This window comes from Micromonospora sp. NPDC000121 (genome assembly GCF_042899165.1).
In the GTDB taxonomy this organism is placed as follows: domain Bacteria; phylum Actinomycetota; class Actinomycetes; order Mycobacteriales; family Micromonosporaceae; genus Micromonospora.
The window spans coordinates 243,702-262,630 of the sequence record NZ_JBIAZP010000009.1; the positions used below are offsets into that span (position 1 = coordinate 243,702).

Genomic DNA, 18,929 nt, shown 5'->3' on the forward strand with positions numbered 1-18,929 from the left:
GCATGCCGCGCTACTACGAGTACCGGCACGTCGTCGGCTTCGAGGAGACCAACCTCGTCGGCAACGTGTACTACGTCAACTACCTGCGCTGGCAGGGCCGGTGCCGGGAGATGTTCCTGTACGAGCACGCGCCGGAGATCCTCGACGAGCTGCGCGCCGACCTGAAGCTGTTCACCCTCAAGGCCGAGTGCGAGTTCTTCGCCGAGCTGGCGCCGTTCGACCGCCTCGCGGTCCGGATGCGGCTGGTCGAACTCACCCAGACCCAGATGGAGCTGGGCTTCGACTACCTGCGGCTCGGCGGCGACGATCTGCTGGTCGCCCGGGGGCGGCAGCGGATCGCGTGCATGCGCGGGCCGAACGGGCGGACCGAGCCGGTCCGGGTGCCGGCCGGCCTGGTGCGGGCGTTCGCCCCGTTCCGGTCGGCCACGGTGGGGCAGGGGTGAGCGGTATGCGCTTCGACACCCGGCTGGTGCACGGCGGCCGCCGGCCGTCGGCCGGCACCGGGGACGTCGTCCCCCCGATCCACGTCTCCACCACCTACGAGCGCCGCGCGCAGGACGAGCCCCGCTACTTCTACGGCCGGGGCGAGAACCCCACCCGGGAGGAGCTGGAGGAGTGCCTCGCCGGTCTGGAGCGGGCGCCGTTCGCCACGGTCTTCTCCTCCGGGCAGGCCGCCGCCGCGACCCTGCTGTCGCTGGTGCGGCCCGGGCAGTGCGTGGTGAGCACCGACGACGTGTACGCCGGCACCGACGGCCTGTTCGACCTGGCCGCGCGGCAGGGCGTGCGGGTGCGGTACGCCGACCTGACCACGCCGGAGGGGATCGCGGCGGCCCTGGCCGAGCCGGACCTGGCCCTGGTCTGGATCGAGACGCCGACCAACCCGCTGCTCACCGTGGTGGACGTCGCCGAGGTCAGCCGGCGGGCGCACGAGCGGGGGGCCCGCGTGGTGGTCGACAACACCTTCGCCAGCCCGGTGCTCCAGCAGCCGCTGGCGCTCGGCGCCGACGTCTCGCTGTACAGCACCACCAAGTCCATCGCCGGCCACGCGGACGTGCTGGGCGGTGCCCTCGTCTACCGCGACGCGGACCTGCACGCCGCGGTCCGGGCGTACCGGACGACGGCCGGGAACGTGCCGGGGGCGCTGGACTGCTTCCTGGTCCGCCGGGGGCTGCACACCCTGTCGCTGCGGGTGCACCGGCAGGTCGCCACCGCGCGCGTCCTGGTGGAGCGGCTGCGGGCGAGCCCCGTGGTCGGCGCCGTCCACTATCCGGGGCTGCCCGAGCACCCCCAGCACGCGGTCGTCAAGGCCCAGATGAGCGCGCCCGGCGCGATCGTCTCCTTCGACTACCTCGGCGGCCCCGCCGAGCGACTGCTGGACCGGTTCACGCTCTTCACCTGCGGCGTCAGCCTCGGGGGCGTGCACTCCCTTGTGGAGTGCCCGGCCCTGATGACGCACCGTCCGCTGTCGGCCGAGGCGCGCGCGCGTCGGGGCATCGGCGAGTCGCTGATCCGGTTGTCGGTCGGCATCGAGGACCCGCAGGACCTCGCCGAGGACCTGTCCCGGGCGCTGGCGGGCGGCACCTGAGCCCGCCGTCCGCCCGCGTCCCGCCGCCCACCCGCCTGCCACGAAAGGGGCCGTCCATGGCCATCCGCGAGATCGACACGACGTTGCCGGTCGTCCGGTCGCTGCCCGCGCCGGGTCGCTACCTGTGCGGCCTCACCTTCGACGGCGAGTTCTTCTGGCACTCCGACCAGGAGGCCGGCGAGATCTACGCCCTCGCCCCGGACACCGGCGCCGTCGTGCGGACCCTGTCCTGCCCCCGGGCGCGGGCCGACCTCACGGTGGGCGGCGGCGCGCTCTGCCAGGTCGGCGGACGCCCGAAGCGGATCCTGCTGATCGACCCGCTCACCGGCGAGGCGCTCGGCGAGAAGGAGGTGGCTCCGCCCAGCGGCCGGCTCTGCGGTGTGGAGACCACCGGCGTGGCGATGTGGATGGGGCTGCGCGGGCCGTCGGTCGTCCAGCTCCGCGACGTCGCCACGATGACCGTCCAGCGTGAGTTCCCGGTGCCCGGCGTGCCGTCCGGGCTGACGGTGGCCGGTGACCTCGTGGTCTACGCGGACTTCGAGGGGGCGATGCTGCGGGCGGTCGACGCCCGGCACGGCACGCTGCGCGGACAGGCGCCCGTGGCCGGCCGCCCGGTCGGCCTGACCTGGGACGGCGCCCTGCTCTGGTACGCCGACTTCGCCGGCCGCCGGCTGGCGGCGGTGCGGCTGCCCGATCTGCTCGCCGCCGGGTCGTGACCCGACGGCGGGCCGCCGGGCCGATCCGGGCGGTGGGGCGTCAGACCGGTTCGGGGGAGGCCGCCGGGGCGGGGACGTAGTCGTTGCCGGCGTACCAGTCGCGGCGGCCCTCAGGCAGCAGGTCGAGGACGTTCCAGACCGGGCTGAGCAGGTCGATGCCGCGCTCGCCACCGTCGGGGAAGCTCGCCGGGGCGGAGTAGAAGTGCCTCACCCGGTCGCCCTCGGCGCGCAGCACGCTGACCATCGGTCGTTGGGTGCCGTCCGGGTGTTCGGCGCGCAGGTCGGCGTTGAAGGACGTGCCGTGGCTGGACAGGATCCGCAGGCCGGCCCAGCCCCGCCGCCGGGCCCAGGCACGCAGCCGCGGCAGCGGGGCCTTCGCCACCACCGCCACGGCGGTGTGCCGACGCAGGTGCGGAAGCACCCCGTGGAAGCCGTCCACCCACAGCGAGCACATGGGACATGCCTCGGCGGCCTCCGGTGCGAACATCAGGTGGTAGACGAAGAGGGTCTCGTGCTCCTCGAACAGGTCGCGCAGCCGGACGCTCCGGGCCGGCCCGGAGCGGGTCAGGTCGGCCGGCCCCTCGGCGAGCCGGTAGTCGGCCAGCAGCGGGCCGGGTGGCAGCCGCCGCCGCGCCGCGGCCACGCGTTCGAGCTGGTCCCGCAGGTCCTGCTCGGCCGACGCGAGCGCCCGCCGCGCGGCCACGTACGCGCCGTCGGCGCCGACAGGCCAGCTCGGCAGCGCGGTCTCCTGGTCGACGTCGGTCATCGTTGCTCCCTCCGCGACGGTCGGGTCACCCCGGGCAGGCTACCTCGCCCGGCACCCGACGTGATGTTTCCACCACGCGTAGGCGTCATGCGTTACGCTTTAAAAATGCGTGGTGTTTTGCTCGCTGGTGGCACCGGGTCGCGGATGTGGCCGGTGACCCGGGCGGTCTCCAAGCAACTGATGCCGGTCTACGACAAGCCGATGATCTTCTATCCGCTGAGCACCCTCGTGACGGCCGGTGTGCGGGAGATCCTCATCATCACGCGCCCCGACGAGCAGCCGCTGTTCCGGCGCCTGCTCGGCGACGGTGGCCAGTGGGGGCTCGACCTGCGGTACGCCGTGCAGGAGCGCCCGGACGGCATCGCCCACGCGCTCCTGCTCGCCGCGGACTTCCTCGCCGGCGGCCCGGCCGTGCTCATCCTCGGCGACAACATCATTCACTCCGCCGGGCTGGACCGGCAGCTCGCGGAGCTGACCGAGGTGGACGGTGGGCTGGTCTTCGGGCTCCCGGTGGCGGACCCTCGGCCGTACGGGGTGCTCGACTTCGACGAGTGCGGCGCGGTGCGCGACATCGTGGAGAAGCCCCTGGTCCCGCCGTCCCGGTACGCCGTGCCCGGCCTCTACGTGTACGGCGCGGACGTCGTCTCCATCGCCGCCGAACTGACGCCCAGCGCCCGGGGCGAGTTGGAGATCACCGACGTCAACCGGGAGTACCTGCGCCGGGGCCGGCTGGAGGTGCGGCTGCTCGGGCGGCGCACCGCGTGGCTGGACACCGGCCGGTTCGGCGACCTGATGAAGGCGGCCGAGTACGTGCGCGTGATCGAGGAGCGGCACGGAGTCAAGGTCGGCTGCGTCGAGGAGGCGGCCTGGCGGGCCGGGCTGCTCGACGACGCGGCGATGCGCCGCCTGGCGGTGCCGCTGCGCGCCAGCGGGTACGGCGACTACCTGCTGCGCCTGCTCGACGGCGAGCGCCCGGCGCGCCCGGCCGCCGTCGGGTGAGGGGCCGGGCGCCGGCGGCGGGCAGGCGATGGCAAGCCCAGGCCGTTGCCCGACAAACTTGTCAATCATATAGTGAGCTGAGGCCGAGTCCGCCTGCGAGGAGAGCGACATGACCGTCGTCCGGTTCGACTCCGTGGCCTTCAAGGCCGAGCAACGTGACACCTGGAACGCGGTCAGCGCCGGGTGGGACTACTGGCAGGACCGCTACGAGCGGGCCGCGGCGCCGGTGACCGACTGGCTGCTGCGCGCCGCCGGGCTCCGCCCCGGTCACCGGGTGCTCGACGTCGGCTGCGGCACCGGCGAGCCGTCGGTCAGCGCCGGCCGGCTGGTCGCCCCGACCGGCCGGGTGCTCGGCATCGACCTCTCCCCGGAGATGGTCGACCGGGCCCGCCGCTGCGCCGCCGGCCTCGGCCACCCCATCGACTTCGCCGAGTCCGACGTGGAGGCCCTCGATTTGCCGGCGCACTCCTTCGACGCGGTGCTCAGCCGGTGGGGGCTGATGTTCGCGGTGGACCGCCAGCGCACCCTCACGGACCTGCACCGCCTCCTGGCGCCCGGCGGCGTGCTGGCCGCCGCCGTCTGGGGGCCGCCGGAGGCGAACCCGATGACCGCGCTGGGCTTCCGGACGCTGGCCGCGGGCCTGCCGGTCCCCCCGCCGGGCCGCCCCGGCCCGTTCAGCATGTCCGACGCCGGCCGCGTCCGCGCCGACCTGCTCGCCGCCGGCTTCACGGACGTCGGCACCGCGTCCGTCGGGATCGCGATGCGGTTCGCCTCCGTCGACGAATACCTCGGGTACACCCGGGACGTGACGCCGCCCGGTGTCCTCGCCACGGTGCGGCGGCAGCTCGGCGCCGACGCGGAGCGGGCGGGCTGGGACCGGCTCGCCGAGGCCGCCGCCGCCTTCGCCGACGCGGACGGCCTGCTCACCCTGCCCGGCTCGGCGCTCTGCCTGCGCGCGCGCCGGCCCGCCGACACCTCCGCGGCGCCGGCCGACGGTGGCCGACCCGAGGCGGCCGGATCCGGCCCGCCGGGGGCCGGGCCGGGGAGGGCCGGATGACCGCGGCCTGCCCGAGCGCGCCACGCCCGGTCCGCCCGCCGGCCGGCCACCCCGGCCTGCTGGCGCTGGCCCAGTCGTACGTCGACGACGCCGCCGCGCGCGGCGAACTGCCCCGCCGAGAGCTGGGTGGGCTGCCCGGCACCCGGGTGCGCGTCGACCCGGAGTTCTGCCGCACGGTGGCGCGCCACTTCGACCGGGCGCCCCGGCGGGACCTCGGGCCGGACCTGGCGGCCCGGTACCGCCGGTTCACGGAGGAGAACCTGCGGCACTTCGCCCTGCTGGCCCGGGCGGGGATCCGCGTCGAGCCGTGGCGGGGCCCCGGGCAGCCGTACCGGGGCGCGGCGGACCTGGTCGACCGCCTCGCCCGCACCGGCGTGCTGCACGTCTACCTGACCCGGGACGGCCACGGCCCCGGCGGGCCCGCGCCGGACCATCCGCTGTGCGCCCCGTCGGGTGTCACGGTCGGCGGCGTCGCGCTGCTGCACAACGACATCTTCCGGGCCGTGCACGACGTCTTCGGTCACGTCATGCTCGGCGCCTCGATGGGGGTGGCGGGCGAGTTCCTGGCCGCGTACGGGCACATGGCGATGTACTCGCCGCAGGTGCATCCCGTCGTCTTCACCGAACAGGTCAGCCAGATCTGCTGGTTCTTCCACGGCCCGCACCTGGCGGACCGGGCCGGGCGGTGGCCCCGGCGCGGTGAGCCGGGGTGGATCCCCCCGTCCGAGCGGCCCTACCCGGAGCAGAAGCTCTTCTCCTGCCCGCCGGGTTTCCTCGACCGCTTCACCGCAAGCTTCACGGAGGAAGCACGATGACCGACACGGCTGCCCATCCCCTGTCCGCGGTGCGGGCCGAGTTCCCGTTCCTCGACGTGGCCGGGCACGGCCCGCCGCTGGCCTACCTCGACAACGCCGCGACGACGCAGAAGCCCCGGTCGGTCCTGGACGCGGTGGTCGACTTCTACACCACCGCCAACAGCAACATCGGGCGCGGCTTCTACGAGCTCAGCCGCCGGGCCACCGGCCGCTACGAGGAGGCCCGGGAGGTGGTCCGGCGGTTCGTGAACGCCGCCCACGCCGACGAGATCGTCTTCACCCGGGGCACGACGGACGCGGTGAACCTGCTCGCCGACACCTTCGCCGAGCGGATCGTCGGCGCCGGTGACGACGTCGTGGTCACCGGCATGGAGCACAACTCCAACCTGCTGCCGTGGCGGCGGCTCTGCGAGCGGCGCGGGGCGAGGCTGCGGATCGTGCCGTCGCCGGCCGGCGGGCCGGTCCGGCCGGAGGACCTGGCCGCCGTCCTGGGCCGCCGGACCCGCCTCGTCGCGGTCAGCCACGTCTCCAACGTGCTCGGCACCGTCAACCCGGTGCGGGAGCTGGTCCGGGTGGCGCACGACCGGGGCGTGCCCGTGGTCGTCGACGGCGCGCAGGCGGTCGCGCACCTGCCGGTCGACGTGCGGGAGATCGGCGCGGACTTCTACTGCTTCTCCGGCCACAAGGTGTACGCCCCGATGGGCTCCGGGGTGCTCTACGGCCGGCGCGAGCTGCTCGCCGACCTGCCGCCGTACCAGGTGGGCGGCGGGACGGTCAAAGGGGTCTCGCACGACGCTCCGGTGTCCTACGTGCCGGTTCCGGCGCGGCTGGAGGCCGGCACCCCGGACATCGGCGCCGCGGTCGGGCTCGCCGCCGCGTTGACCTGGCTGGACGGGCTCGACCGGGAGGCGGTGCGGGCACACGACGCGGACCTCGTCCGGTACGCCGTCGACGTCCTGTGCGACGTCGACCGGGTGCGGGTCGTCGGCGACCCGGCCGCCGACCCGGCCGGCATCGTCTCCATCGCCGTGGACGGCCTGCACCCGTACGACGTGGGCGGGCACCTCGACGCGCACGGCATCGCCGTACGGTCCGGCGTGCACTGCGCCAGCGCGTTCCTCGACGACCTGGGTCTGCTCGGCACGGTGCGGCTCTCGTTCGCGGTCTACAGCACCCGTGGCGAGGTCGACCGGGTCGCCGAGGCGCTGCGCACCGTGCGGGCGGGGGAGTGGACCACCCGGTACCCCGACATCCGGTTCCGGTGACCGCCGGGCCCGCCCCGGCCGCCGCCGCGGAACCGGGATTCGACACGCTGCCGGCCGGGGAGCTGGCCCTGGCCGCGCTGGAACGGGCCCGCCGGCTCGGCGCCTCGTACGCCGACGTGCGGCTGCGGCGGGTGCGGGCGCTGCGCGAGCGGGTTCGCGACGCGCAGCCGGAGGGCACCCAGGAGAGCGTCGAGACCGGAGTCGGCGTGCGGGTCCTGGTCGACGGCACCTGGGGTTTCGCCTCGGGGGTGGACCTCTCCCCGCCGGGGGGCGCCGAGCTGGCCGCCCGGGCCTGCGAGCTGGCCCGGATGCTGCGCCCGCTGCGCGGCGCGCCGCCCCGGCTGGCGCCCGAACCGGTCCACGGCCCAGCGGTGTGGGAGTCGCCGTGCGAGGTGGACCCCTTCGCGGTGCCCGCCGCCGAGCGCACCGCCCTGCTGGCCCGCTGGTGCGCGATCCTGCGCGACGGCGGCGCCGACCTGGCCGAGGCGTACCTGCAGGTGTTCCGCGAGTCCACCGTGTACCACGACAGCGAGGGCCGGCGCGTCCGGCAGCGGCGGACGTGGCTGCACCCGATGGTGGTCGGGTTCCGGATCGACGCGGACAACGGCACCTTCGAGACCATGCGCACCCTCGGGCCGCCGGCCGCCCGCGGCTGGGAGTACCTGACCGGGACCGGCTGGGACTGGGCGGGCGAGCTGACCCGGCTGCCGGGGCTGCTGGCCGAGAAGCTCGCCGCCCCGTCCGTCGAGCCGGGCGAGTACGACCTCGTCATCGACCCGACCAACCTCTGGCTGACGATCCACGAGACCGTCGGGCACGCCACCGAGCTGGACCGCATCCTCGGCCGGGAGGCGGCCTTCGCCGGTACCTCGTTCGTCGGGCCCGACGACATCGGGTCGCTCCGCTACGGCTCGCCCGCGATGAACGTGGTCGCCGACCGCACGACCCCGCACGGTCTGGCCACGATCGGGTACGACGACGACGGCGTGGCCGCCCGGTCGTGGCCGCTCATCCGCGACGGCGTGCTGGTCGGCACGCAACACGACCGGCAGACCGCCGGCGCCGCCGGGCTGGACCGCTCCACCGGCTGCGCGTACGCCGAGTCGTACCGGCACCTGCCCGTGCAGCGGATGCCGAACGTCTCGCTCCGCCCCGCGCCGGGCGGGCCGGACACCGGCGAGTTGATCGGCCGGGTGCGGGACGGGCTGTACGTCGTCGGCGACAACAGCTTCTCGATCGACATGGCGCGGGTGAACTTCCAGTTCACCGGGCAGCGCTTCTACCGGATCCGCGACGGCCGCCTGGTCGGCCAGGTGCGGGACGCCGCGTACACCGGGACGACGCTGGAGTTCTGGCGGTCGCTGGAGGCGGTGGGCGGCCCGCAGACCTGGCTGCTGTCCGGTGCGGGGCAGTGCGGCAAGGCGCAGCCGCTGCAACTCGCCGCCGCCGGGCACGGGTGCCCGTCGGCGCTGTTCCGAGGCGTACGCGTGACCAGCACCCGGACGGAGGCGCCCGCGTGAGGACCCCGAGCCCGCAGGAGACGGTGGAGATCGCCCTCGCCGCGGCGGGCGGCGACGACTGCGTGGTGATCGTGGAGCGGGGCGCCGACGTGCACGTGCGCTGGGCGGACAACGCGCTGACCGGCAACGGGAGCGGCGACGAGCGCCGGGTGTCGGTGGTGGCCGTCGCGGGCGGCCGGGTGGGGGCGGTGTCGCTGTGCGGGCCGGCCGACCGGGCGGAGGTGGTCGGGCTGGTCGAGGCGGCGCGGTCGGCCGCCCGCCAGGCGCCGCCGGCGCCGGACGCGCGGCCCCTGCCCACCCCCGGTGCCGGGTCGCCGCACTGGGGGGACCCGGTCCCGGCGGCGTCGCCGACGGTGCTGACCGGGCTGGTCGACCAGTTGGCCGCCGGGTTCGGCCGGGCGCGGCGCGGCGGCCGGGTGCTGCACGGGTACGCCGAGCACCGGATGCGCAGCACGTTCCTCGGCACCTCCACCGGCGTGCGGCTGCGCCACGACGAGCCCGCCGGGCACCTGGAGTTGACCGCGCGCGACCGGGACGGCTTCCCGGTCTGGACGAACGCCGTGACCACCGACTTCGGCGACGTGTCGGTGGCCGCGCTGCAGGACGAGCTGGACCGGCGCCTGCACTGGGGCCGGCGGCGGTTCGAGGTGCCGCCCGGCCGCTACGAGTGCCTGCTGCCGCCGACCGCCGTCGCCGACCTGATGAACTACGCCTACACCACGGCGGGAGCCCGGGCGGCGGCGCAGGGCCGGACGGTCTACAGCGGGCCGGGGGGCCGGACCCGGATCGGGGAGCAGCTCGCCGGCGTGCCGCTGACCCTGCGCAGCGACCCGACGGCCGACGGGCTGCGCTGCGCCCCGTTCCTGGTGGCGCCCGCGTCGACGCCGACGAGGTCGGTGTTCGACAACGGCCTGCCGCTCGGCGCGACCCGCTGGTGGGACGAGGGCCGGCTGCGCTCGCTGGTGCACACCCGCGACAGCGCGGACGAGCTGGGCATGCCGCTCACGCCCGCGGTGGACAACCTCATCCTGGAGGGGCCGGACGGTGCGTCGGCCGCCGACCTGATCGCGACGACCCGGCGTGGCCTGCTGGTGACGAGCCTCTGGTACATCCGCGAGGTGGACCTCGCCACCATGGCCCTCACCGGGCTGACCCGGGACGGTGTCTACCTGGTGCGTGACGGCGAGGTCGTCGGGGCGGTCAACAACTTCCGCTTCAACGACAGCCCGCTGGCGATGGCCGCCCGGGTCACCGAGGTGGGCCGGACCGTGCCGACCCGGGCCCGCGACTGGGGCGACGCGGTGGCGCGTACGGCCATGCCGATGCTGCGCGTCCAGGACTTCCGGCTCACCGCCGCGACCAACGCGGTCTGACCGCCTGGTCCGGCCGGCGCATCCCTGGCTCCGGCCGCCCCCGGCACGTCCGGCTCGGTGCCGGCGGACCGTCGCGGCCGGGCGTGGCCGCACCCCAGCCCTGCAGTGCGCCCCGACCGTGCCGCCCTGCGGTGCGCCCCGACCGTGCCGCCCGAGTCGGTATACGAACAAATAGCGACCGTGGGAAGTGCGCCCACGGGGATTCAACCCTCCCCATTGGATGATCCCCTTGAACCATCAGTGAAACCGGACATTATTTCGCAATCGATCAATGTGATCCCGTTGACAGTCACTTTAGAAAACAATAGCGTTCGGGTCAGTGGTCCTCCCGGGTTGAGCAGAGCGTCACAGAGGGCGTCAGGGCATCCGGGGCAAACAGGGAGGTGGAGCCGTGACTGACACGGCGAGAGAGACCTACGAGTCGCTCAACATCGAGCCGAAGCCGCTGCGGCCGCACATCCTGGCTGCGGCGACGGTCGTCTTCGGCGACGACTACTACGGCGGCCGTCGGGAGACGATCAACCTGTCGGGCTTCGTGCAGATGAACAAGTGGCCGATGCCGGGGTTCAAGCACACCGTCGACGAGGACGGCACGGCGAGCTTCAACCTGGAGCTCATCAGCGCCCCCGAGGTCGGCATCAAGGGGTTCAGCTACACGCTGAACGACCGGATCCAGATCCTGTCGAACCCGTACCTGCCGAACACCGGTCACATCAAGCAGATCGTGCCCGGCAAGAACTTCCCCGCGGAGTTCTACATCCGGCGGTTCGGGATCCTGGAGACCAGCACGATGCGGCTGGCCCACCGGGGTGTCATCGACGTCAAGGGGATCGTGGACGGCCTTCCGCCGTACAAGACCCCGCTCACCTCGCCGTTCCTCGGCCGCCCGTACGGCGACCAGGGTGAGGTCATGCCGGCGCATAACGTGGTCCGGGGCACCAACCTCCCGGCCGCGTGGTACCCGTCGAACGACGAGAACGAGGCCGTCGGCAACACGCCGAGCGCCTTCTTCGCGTCGAGCATCGGCCCGTGCGTCTCGATGCTGGTCGACCCGTCGATCATCATCCAGGCCTCGACCGAGGCGAAGATCAAGGTCGAGGTCAACGGCCGCACCGAGGAGATCGAGCTCGCCGGCGACTACCCGCTCGCCGCGGGCGCCGAGATCCTCCTCTTCGGGCCGGAGAAGCACGACCAGGGCTCCGGGGTGCTGGCCCAGCTCGCCCGCGTGGCGCTGGTGGGTAACAGCCCGGCTCTCGGCGGCAAGGTCATGCTGCGGGCCAGCTTCTTCACCGTCTCGGGCGGCCAGCTCGGCGACGGCAACGAGGAGAGCCTGAGCCGGCTGCGCTACCCGGGTGAGCTGCACTTCGACGCTCACTTCGAGCTGGTGACCCCGTCCGCAACGCTCTACGCGGCGGCCCCGGTGCACCTGAGCGGCCAGCTCAAGGACATCGAGCCGACCGGCACGCTGCTGACCGCCGAGCACGCCGACGCCGCGCTGCGGACGAAGGACGGCGAGTCCCGGGCGCGCCTGACCGGTGTGTCGATGAAGCTGGGTGACGCGCTGGTGGGTTCCGAGGCCTACGTCAGCGCGTGACGACCAACCGCCGTTAAGAGTCCCGAAAAGACGTCGTCCCGGGTGGCCTCCTGTCACCCGGGACGGCGTCACTCTCCAGGGGTGGCAGACATGTTCGAGCGGTTCACCGACCGAGCGCGACGGGTTGTCGTCCTGGCCCAGGAAGAGGCCCGGATGCTCAACCACAACTACATCGGTACGGAGCACATCCTGCTGGGCCTGATCCATGAGGGTGAGGGTGTGGCTGCGAAGGCTCTGGAGAGTCTTGGTATCTCTCTGGAGGGTGTGCGTCAGCAGGTCGAGGAGATCATCGGCCAGGGTCAGCAGGCGCCGAGCGGGCATATTCCGTTCACGCCGCGGGCGAAGAAGGTGTTGGAGCTGTCGCTGCGTGAGGCGTTGCAGCTCGGCCACAACTACATCGGTACGGAGCACATCCTGCTGGGTCTGATCCGTGAGGGTGAGGGTGTCGCCGCCCAGGTGCTGGTGAAGCTGGGTGCGGACCTGAACCGGGTGCGGCAGCAGGTGATCCAGTTGCTGTCGGGTTACCAGGGCAAGGAGCCGGCTGCGGCGGGTGCTGCGGCGGGTGAGGCCGCGCCGTCGACCAGCCTTGTGCTGGACCAGTTCGGTCGGAACCTGACCCAGGCCGCCCGTGAGGGCAAGCTCGACCCGGTGATCGGGCGGGAGAAGGAAATCGAGCGGGTCATGCAGGTGTTGTCCCGCCGGACGAAGAACAACCCAGTCCTGATCGGTGAGCCCGGTGTCGGTAAGACCGCCGTGGTGGAGGGCCTGTCCCAGAAGATCATCAAGGGCGAGGTGCCCGAGACGCTGAAGGACAAGCAGCTCTACACCCTCGACCTGGGTGCGCTGGTGGCTGGTTCCCGCTACCGGGGTGACTTCGAGGAGCGCTTGAAGAAGGTGCTCAAGGAGATCCGCACGCGGGGCGACATCATCCTGTTCATCGACGAGATCCACACCCTCGTCGGGGCTGGGGCGGCGGAGGGCGCGATCGACGCGGCGTCGATTCTGAAGCCGATGCTGGCTCGTGGTGAGTTGCAGACCATCGGTGCGACGACGCTGGACGAGTACCGCAAGCACTTGGAGAAGGACGCCGCTCTTGAGCGTCGTTTCCAGCCGATTCAGGTGGGTGAGCCGTCGCTGGCGCACACCATCGAGATCCTCAAGGGGCTGCGGGACCGGTACGAGGCGCACCACCGGGTGAGCATCACCGACGCCGCCCTGGTGGCGGCGGCGACGCTGGCGGACCGGTACATCTCCGATCGGTTCCTGCCGGACAAGGCGATCGACCTGATCGACGAGGCGGGTGCGCGGATGCGGATCCGTCGGATGACCGCGCCGCCGGACCTGCGTGACTTCGATGAGCGCATCGCGCAGGTGCGCCGTGACAAGGAGTCCGCGATCGACGCGCAGGACTTCGAGCGGGCCGCGCAGCTGCGGGACAAGGAGAAGCAGCTGCTGGGTCAGAAGGCGCAGCGGGAGAAGGAGTGGAAGGCCGGCGACCTGGACGTCGTCAGTGAGGTCGACGACGAGCAGATCGCTGAGGTGCTGGGTAACTGGACCGGCATCCCGGTGTACAAGTTGACCGAGGAGGAGACCTCGCGTCTGCTGCGCATGGAGGACGAGCTGCACAAGCGCGTCATCGGGCAGGAGGACGCGGTCAAGGCCGTCTCGAAGGCGATCCGCCGTACCCGCGCGGGGTTGAAGGACCCGAAGCGCCCGTCGGGGTCGTTCATCTTCGCCGGCCCGTCCGGTGTCGGTAAGACCGAGCTGTCCAAGGCCCTGGCGGAGTTCCTGTTCGGGTCCGAGGACGCGCTGATCCAGCTGGACATGTCGGAGTTCCACGACCGGTACACGGTGTCGCGGCTGGTGGGTGCCCCTCCCGGCTACGTCGGCTACGACGAGGGCGGTCAGCTGACGGAGAAGGTGCGGCGTCGGCCGTTCTCGGTGGTCCTGTTCGACGAGATCGAGAAGGCCCACCCGGACGTGTTCAACACGCTGCTCCAGATCCTGGAGGACGGTCGGCTCACCGATGGTCAGGGTCGGATCGTGGACTTCAAGAACACGGTCATCATCCTGACCACGAACCTGGGTACCCGTGACGTGGCGAAGGCCGTGTCGCTGGGCTTCCAGGCGTCGGAGGACTCGGAGTCGAACTACGACCGGATGAAGCAGAAGGTCAACGACGAGTTGAAGCAGCACTTCCGGCCGGAGTTCCTGAACCGTATCGATGACACGATCGTGTTCCACCAGCTGCGCGAGAACGAGATCCTGTCGATCGTGGACATCATGATCGCTCGGATCGAGACGCAGCTGCGGAACAAGGACATGGGTCTGGAGCTGACCGACAACGCCAAGAAGTACCTGGCGAAGAAGGGCTTCGACCCCGTGCTCGGCGCGCGGCCGCTGCGCCGCACGATCCAGCGCGACATCGAGGACAACCTGTCCGAGCGGATCCTGTTCAACGAACTGACCCCCGGCCAGATCGTCGTCGTCGACTGCGAAGGCGACCCCAGCAACACCGCCAAGTCCAAGCTCGTGTTCCGGGGAGCCGACAAGCCGCCGACAGGGCCGGTCCCCGACGCCGGGGCGGTGACGGCATGACCGGCGTACGCGAGCAGGAACGCGTCACCGACACGCACACCGGGACGGACACTCTCCGTTTCCTGGGCCCCGTCGACGGCGGGCTGCCCGACGAGCCGGCCCCGGGCTGCATCGGGACCGGGCAGATCCTCCGGCTGCTCACCCGGCAGTTGTTCGCGTACCCCACCGGCACGGACCCGGGCGTCCGACCGGCGGCGGACGCGGCCGTGGAAGTGCCCACGGTCGGCAACGGAGGGATCAGCGCGGACGGGCGCACCTGGCGCATCCGGCTCCGGGACGGCATCCGCTGGGACGCCCAGGCGGCCCGGGCGCTGACCGCCGGCGACGTCGTCCGGGGCATCAAGCGCACCGCCCACCCCCTCGCCCGCGCGATGCGTCCGTACCTCGGCGAGATCATCGAGGGCATGGCGGACTACTACCAGGCGTACGACGAGGCGCTCGGGCACTGGGAGGCGCACGCCCCCGCCTTCGCCCAGTTCCAGCAGTTCACCCGGATCCCGGGGCTGCGCGCCGAGGGGGACACCGTCGTCCTGCGGCTCACCGCGCCGGCCAACGACCTCGTCGACCTGCTCGCCACGGGATTCACCGCGGCGGCCCCCCGCGAGTACGACTACTACGTGCCCGAGAGCCCCGAGCTGTACCGGTGCACGCCCTCCGCCGGGCCGTACCGCATCGCCAAGCGGCTGTCCCCGGGCGGCGACCTCGTCCTGGAGCCCAACCCCCGGTGGGATCCGGGCACCGACCCGGTACGCCGGCGCACCGCGCGGCACATCGAGGTCGTCGCGGCGGCGGACGGCCAGCCGGTCGACCCCGCGGCGGGCTTCGGGGTGCTGTCCTGGTCGGTGCCGTCGCCGGCGGCCCGGTTCGCCGGCACGGGGTGCAGCTACTACCTCGCCGCGGGCGCCGGCGGGGCGGCCGAGCCCCACGCCGTACGGCATGCGCTGTCCTGGGCGCTCGACCGTGCGGCCCTCGCCGAGTCGGCCTGCGCGGCCGGTGCCGACGGCGCCGCCACCCAGCACGGCGTCCTGCAACCCGGGCACCCGGCGGCGGAACGCGGCGCGGACGACGCACCCGACGCCGGCGACCCGGAGCGGGCGAGGCGCCTGCTCGACGACGCCGGGCTGGGGGAGGGCACCCGACTGACCCTGGGCGTCCCCGCCGGCTCGCGGCTGGGCGCCGTGGCCGCCGCCCTGGTGGCGGTGCTGGCGCGGTACGGGATCACCCTCGTGCCGGTCCCGCTGGCCCCCGCCGGCGGGCCGGGCGTCGACGTCGTGCTGCACGAGTGGGTGCCCGGCTGGGCCGGCGACGCCGGCCGCGACCTGGTGCACCGGATGTGGCCGTCCGACGGCCGCGCCGGTGACCCCGCCGAGGTGGCGCGGGAGGCGCTGCGGGCCACGGACCCGGGTGAGGCGGCGACGCTGTGGCGTCGCTTCGACAGGTTGGCCACCGCCGACCTGCGGCTCGTGCCCCTGCTCGTGGCGGACTGGCCGCGGACCCGGGCCGACGGCGTGGCCGCCGGGGCGGCCCGGTGGTAGGGGCCGTCGGACCGGGCTGACCACGCCCGGCACCGTCGCGGGCCGGTCGCGGAGGCGACCGGCCCGCGGCACGTCCGGCACCGGTGGACGGGCGCAGCCCTCGGCCCGGCCCGACGTCGGCGGGACGGCCGGACCGGGCCGAGGCTGTGGTCAGCGGATGCCGAACAGCGCCCGGTTGAGCACCGGCTTCGCGGTCTCCTGGAAGTCGATGTCCGGGTCGAGCGACCGCACCGTGCCCTCCACGACGAGCAGCGACAGTAGCGGGAAGACCAGCTCCGGCGACGCGGCCACCCCGTACCGGCGTTGCAGGTCGAACAGCTCGCCGGCGAAGGCGATCAGGCTGAACTCCTTGGCGGACAGGCGGTAGCTGCGGGCGACCAGGTCCTTCACGCCCTCGGTGAAGGCCGGCACGTCCGCGTCGTCGGCGACGCCGATGGCGCTCTCCAGCACGATCGCGGCGCAGCGGTCGCCACGCCCGATCGACATGTTGAGGAAGAAGTCCGCGAAGAGCCCGCGCATCTTGTCCGACAGTTGGACGCTGAAGCCCGCGTCCAGCACCACCACCTGCCCGCTGCGGGTGAAGTAGAGGTTGCCGGGATGCAGGTCGCAGTGGACGAAGCCGTTGATGAACAGCATCTGGTAGACCACGGTCAGGGTCGACGCCGCGAACGTCCGGCGCATCGCGCGGGGGCACCGGGCGCCGGTGTCGACGGCCAGGTCGGGGATGAAGTCCATCACGATGGCGGCCGGCCGGCTCGCCGCGGCGTGCACCCGGGGTACGCGTACCCGCGGGACCCCGCCCAGGTCCTCCCGCAGCCGGTCGAGGTCGCGTCCCTCGCGGCCGAGGTCGAGCTGGCCCAGCACCGACTCGCAGAGGCTGTCCACCACCTCGCGGACCGGCACACCGCGGAACATCGGCAGTCGGGCGACCACCGAGGCGCCCCGGCGCAGCAGGCCGAGATCGGCGGCCATCTGCGGACCGATGCCGGGGCGGCGCAGCTTCACCGCGACGGTGGCCCCGTCGGGCAGCGTCGCCCGGTAGACGCAGGCGATGCTGCCGCTGGCCACCGGCGTCTCCTCGACCGAGGCGAAGACCGTGTCCAGGCGGTCCCCGTACACCTCGCGCAGCGCGGCCCGGCTCTGCGCGGCGTCCATCGGCGGCACGTCGTCCTGCAACATGGACAGCTCGTCACAGAGCAGCGCCGGCACGACGTCACGGCGGGTGCCCAGGACCTGCGCGGCCTTGATGAACGTCGGGCCCAGCCGGGCGACCGTCCGCGCGACCTCCCGGGCAAAGCGGCGGCGACCGGCCGGCCGGCCGTGCCGGAGCGCCGTACCGGCGGCCGCGGCGAGCCCCGCCGCGAGCGACGCGGTCGCCACCGAACCGATGACGACCGCGCGTACGCCCAACCCCGACCCGCCGGGTGCGAGCGGTGGACGTCGGGAGGGTGGGGCGGCGCGCAGGGCCGCCGAACCGACGGGGGAGAGGCCGAAGATGAACTTGGACGGAACCATCGTGCGCCTTTCTGCCGAGGGGTCAGCAGGCCGGGTCAGGCGGTCGTCGCGGACAGCCCCGGCACGTCCAGCGCCCGTAGGCGCAGGTTGGCGGCGTCGCCGTACCACAGGCGCAGACCGTCCCACGTCAGGCTGGTGGGCCGGCCGTCGACGTGGATCTGCAGTACGTTCCGCCCGGCGCGCAGGTCGAAGACGGTGATCGCCTCGCCGAGCCGGTCGGTGTGGGCGACGTACCGGTCGGTCACCGTCACCCCGGTGACCCCGAGCGGGGCGGGCACGGTGGCCAGGAGCCGCAGGTCCGAGGCGTGCCGGAGCTCCAACGCGTCGGACCAGCCCAGCCAGATCCCGTCCTTGCCCGCCTCCATCCCGCAGATCGGCACGCCCGGCCGCGGGCTCGGCACGTCCCGCAGGATGTCGCCGGTCTGCGTGTCACAGAGCCGCAGCGCCCCGTCGGTGGCGTAGAGCAGGTGCCCGCCGAGCGAGGTGAGCCCGGCCACCAGGCCCGGGCAGGACAGCGTGTGCCCGGGGGCGCCGGTGCGCGGGTCAAGGCAGGTGGCCTGCTCGCGGCCCTGGTCGGCGTACCAGAGTGCGTGGCCGGACCAGGTGAGGCCGGCGAGCTGGTCCGCGTCGATGGAGAGGTCGTGCACCGACGCCGCGGTGTAAATGATCATCGTTTGTCCGCCCGGTCGAGGTGACAGTCGAGGCGCCACCGGGTCACGTCCCGAGCGGCGGGACCCTCCGGACGCCGGGGGCGCACGTGCACGGTGTCGCCCGCGGCGACCCGCGTGTGCCGGAGCGGCCAGACGAAGACCGCCCAGTTGCAGCCGAGGTAGGAGGGCATGTTGGACAGCTCGATGCCCGGCGCCAGCGTGGCGGTGAAGTATCCGAGCACGGCGTGCAGCGTGCCGTCCCGCTCCAGCGGCAGGGCCAGCGGCCGGGCGGCGCGCAGGCCGGTGTCACCGCGCGCGGTGTCCACCAGCACGGCCGGCTCGCCGAGCAGGACCGGCTCCCGGCTGAGGAAGTGCAGGTGCGCCGACGGCTCGACCAGCTCCTGGACCACGTCCAGCCGCATGCCGAGAAAGTCGTCGCTCCAGATGCCCCAGCCCTCGTCGTCGAACTGCACGGCGGCGAGCCGGGTGACCACCCGCTCGGGCACGACGACCCCGCCGGGCCGCAGGTTGCGGCGGTTGAACGTGCGCAGGATGCGGGCCATGTCCTCCTCGGGCCCGAGGTTGCCCATCAGCTCGCACACGGTCACGTCGACCTGGCGCGGCAGCCGGGCGAGGCGCGCGTCGCCGACGACCAGGGTCACCCGGTCGTCCCAGTCGTTGGCCTTGATGATCCGGTCGGCGACGGCGGCGACCTGGGGGTCCGCCTCGACGGCGTACACGTGGGCGGCGCCGTGCCGCAGGGCCAGCGCCGTGAGCGCCAGGGTGCCGGCGCCGACGTCGGCCACCACCGTGTCCTCGTCGACCGCCCCGGCCAGCGCCCGGTCGTACGCCTCGATGCGGCGTCGGTCACCGAGCATCGCCTGGTGCATGAGCAGGTGGCGCTGGTCCATGTGCGATCTCCCGCCCGTCGACCGGCCTGA

Annotated in this window: 15 protein-coding genes and 1 pseudogene; 12 read left to right on the forward strand and 4 right to left on the reverse strand. The window is 73.4% G+C overall.

Annotation, left to right across the window (positions count from 1 at the left end; translation table 11 throughout):
* Positions 1-2: 2 nt before the first annotated feature.
* From ACFY23_RS24355 to ACFY23_RS24365, 3 genes are read left to right on the forward strand one after another with little or no spacing between them, the layout of a single operon-like run.
* The gene (locus tag ACFY23_RS24355; protein WP_350683448.1) at positions 3-443 is read left to right on the forward strand and encodes an acyl-CoA thioesterase; all 441 of its coding nucleotides are present in this window, start codon (positions 3-5) and stop codon (positions 441-443) included.
* A gap of 5 nt (positions 444-448) precedes the next feature.
* On the forward strand, positions 449-1,585 hold the full coding sequence (locus ACFY23_RS24360; RefSeq protein WP_350683450.1) for a PLP-dependent aspartate aminotransferase family protein: 1,137 nt from the start codon (positions 449-451) through the stop codon (positions 1,583-1,585).
* A gap of 56 nt (positions 1,586-1,641) precedes the next feature.
* Entirely contained in the window at positions 1,642-2,301 is a 660-nt protein-coding gene (locus ACFY23_RS24365) for a hypothetical protein (protein WP_350683452.1), read from the forward strand.
* 40 nt (positions 2,302-2,341) lie between these two features.
* Here the strand turns inward: ACFY23_RS24365 and ACFY23_RS24370 are convergent, their stop codons facing one another.
* Positions 2,342-3,067, reverse strand: a complete 726-nt coding sequence (locus ACFY23_RS24370) for a DUF899 family protein (RefSeq protein WP_350683454.1) — start codon at positions 3,065-3,067, stop codon at positions 2,342-2,344.
* A gap of 105 nt (positions 3,068-3,172) precedes the next feature.
* Here ACFY23_RS24370 and rfbA point away from each other — a divergent pair, with 105 nt between their 5' ends.
* The 9 genes and pseudogenes from rfbA (at position 3,173) to ACFY23_RS24415 (ending at position 15,823) form a co-directional block, all read left to right on the forward strand.
* Positions 3,173-4,066, forward strand: a complete 894-nt coding sequence (gene rfbA, locus ACFY23_RS24375; RefSeq protein WP_350683456.1) for a glucose-1-phosphate thymidylyltransferase RfbA — start codon at positions 3,173-3,175, stop codon at positions 4,064-4,066.
* 109 nt (positions 4,067-4,175) lie between these two features.
* A pseudogene (locus ACFY23_RS24380) lies at positions 4,176-5,027 on the forward strand (class I SAM-dependent methyltransferase); the annotation flags it as partial.
* Positions 5,028-5,119: 92 nt separating this feature from the next.
* Positions 5,120-5,938 carry a crotonobetainyl-CoA--carnitine CoA-transferase gene (locus ACFY23_RS24385; RefSeq protein ID WP_350683458.1) on the forward strand — a complete coding sequence of 273 codons (819 nt, stop codon included), beginning with the start codon at positions 5,120-5,122 and terminating at the stop codon, positions 5,936-5,938.
* Positions 5,935-7,203, forward strand: a complete 1,269-nt coding sequence (locus tag ACFY23_RS24390; protein WP_350683460.1) for a cysteine desulfurase — start codon at positions 5,935-5,937, stop codon at positions 7,201-7,203. Before ACFY23_RS24385 ends, ACFY23_RS24390 begins: the two co-directional genes overlap by 4 nt.
* Positions 7,167-8,723 (forward strand): TldD/PmbA family protein, encoded by a 1,557-nt coding sequence (locus tag ACFY23_RS24395; protein WP_350683462.1) that lies wholly within the window; start codon positions 7,167-7,169, stop codon positions 8,721-8,723. The genes ACFY23_RS24390 and ACFY23_RS24395 overlap by 37 nt, the downstream gene beginning before the upstream one ends.
* A gap of 23 nt (positions 8,724-8,746) precedes the next feature.
* A complete protein-coding gene (locus tag ACFY23_RS24400; RefSeq protein WP_350819324.1) occupies positions 8,747-10,096 on the forward strand; it encodes a metallopeptidase TldD-related protein in 1,350 nt (449 codons plus the stop codon).
* Between the two features lie 391 nt (positions 10,097-10,487).
* Positions 10,488-11,690, forward strand: coding sequence for a DUF6004 family protein (locus ACFY23_RS24405; protein ID WP_350687465.1), 1,203 nt, complete (start codon positions 10,488-10,490; stop codon positions 11,688-11,690).
* A 90-nt stretch (positions 11,691-11,780) separates the two neighbouring features.
* The gene (locus ACFY23_RS24410) at positions 11,781-14,288 is read left to right on the forward strand and encodes an ATP-dependent Clp protease ATP-binding subunit (RefSeq protein WP_387037848.1); all 2,508 of its coding nucleotides are present in this window, start codon (positions 11,781-11,783) and stop codon (positions 14,286-14,288) included.
* Positions 14,285-15,823: an ABC transporter substrate-binding protein gene (locus ACFY23_RS24415; protein WP_350680858.1), complete on the forward strand. Its 1,539-nt coding sequence runs from the start codon at positions 14,285-14,287 to the stop codon at positions 15,821-15,823. Before ACFY23_RS24410 ends, ACFY23_RS24415 begins: the two co-directional genes overlap by 4 nt.
* Positions 15,824-15,973: 150 nt before the next feature.
* On the opposite strand, the gene ACFY23_RS24420 is transcribed toward ACFY23_RS24415, so the two are convergent.
* From ACFY23_RS24420 to ACFY23_RS24430, 3 genes are read right to left on the reverse strand one after another with little or no spacing between them, the layout of a single operon-like run.
* Positions 15,974-17,338, reverse strand: coding sequence for an AarF/UbiB family protein (locus ACFY23_RS24420; RefSeq protein WP_350680860.1), 1,365 nt, complete (start codon positions 17,336-17,338; stop codon positions 15,974-15,976).
* A gap of 35 nt (positions 17,339-17,373) precedes the next feature.
* On the reverse strand, positions 17,374-18,009 hold the full coding sequence (locus ACFY23_RS24425; RefSeq protein WP_350680862.1) for a YncE family protein: 636 nt from the start codon (positions 18,007-18,009) through the stop codon (positions 17,374-17,376).
* Entirely contained in the window at positions 18,006-18,899 is an 894-nt protein-coding gene (locus tag ACFY23_RS24430) for a methyltransferase domain-containing protein (RefSeq protein WP_350680864.1), read from the reverse strand. Before ACFY23_RS24430 ends, ACFY23_RS24425 begins: the two co-directional genes overlap by 4 nt.
* Between the last annotated feature and the right edge of the window lie 30 nt (positions 18,900-18,929).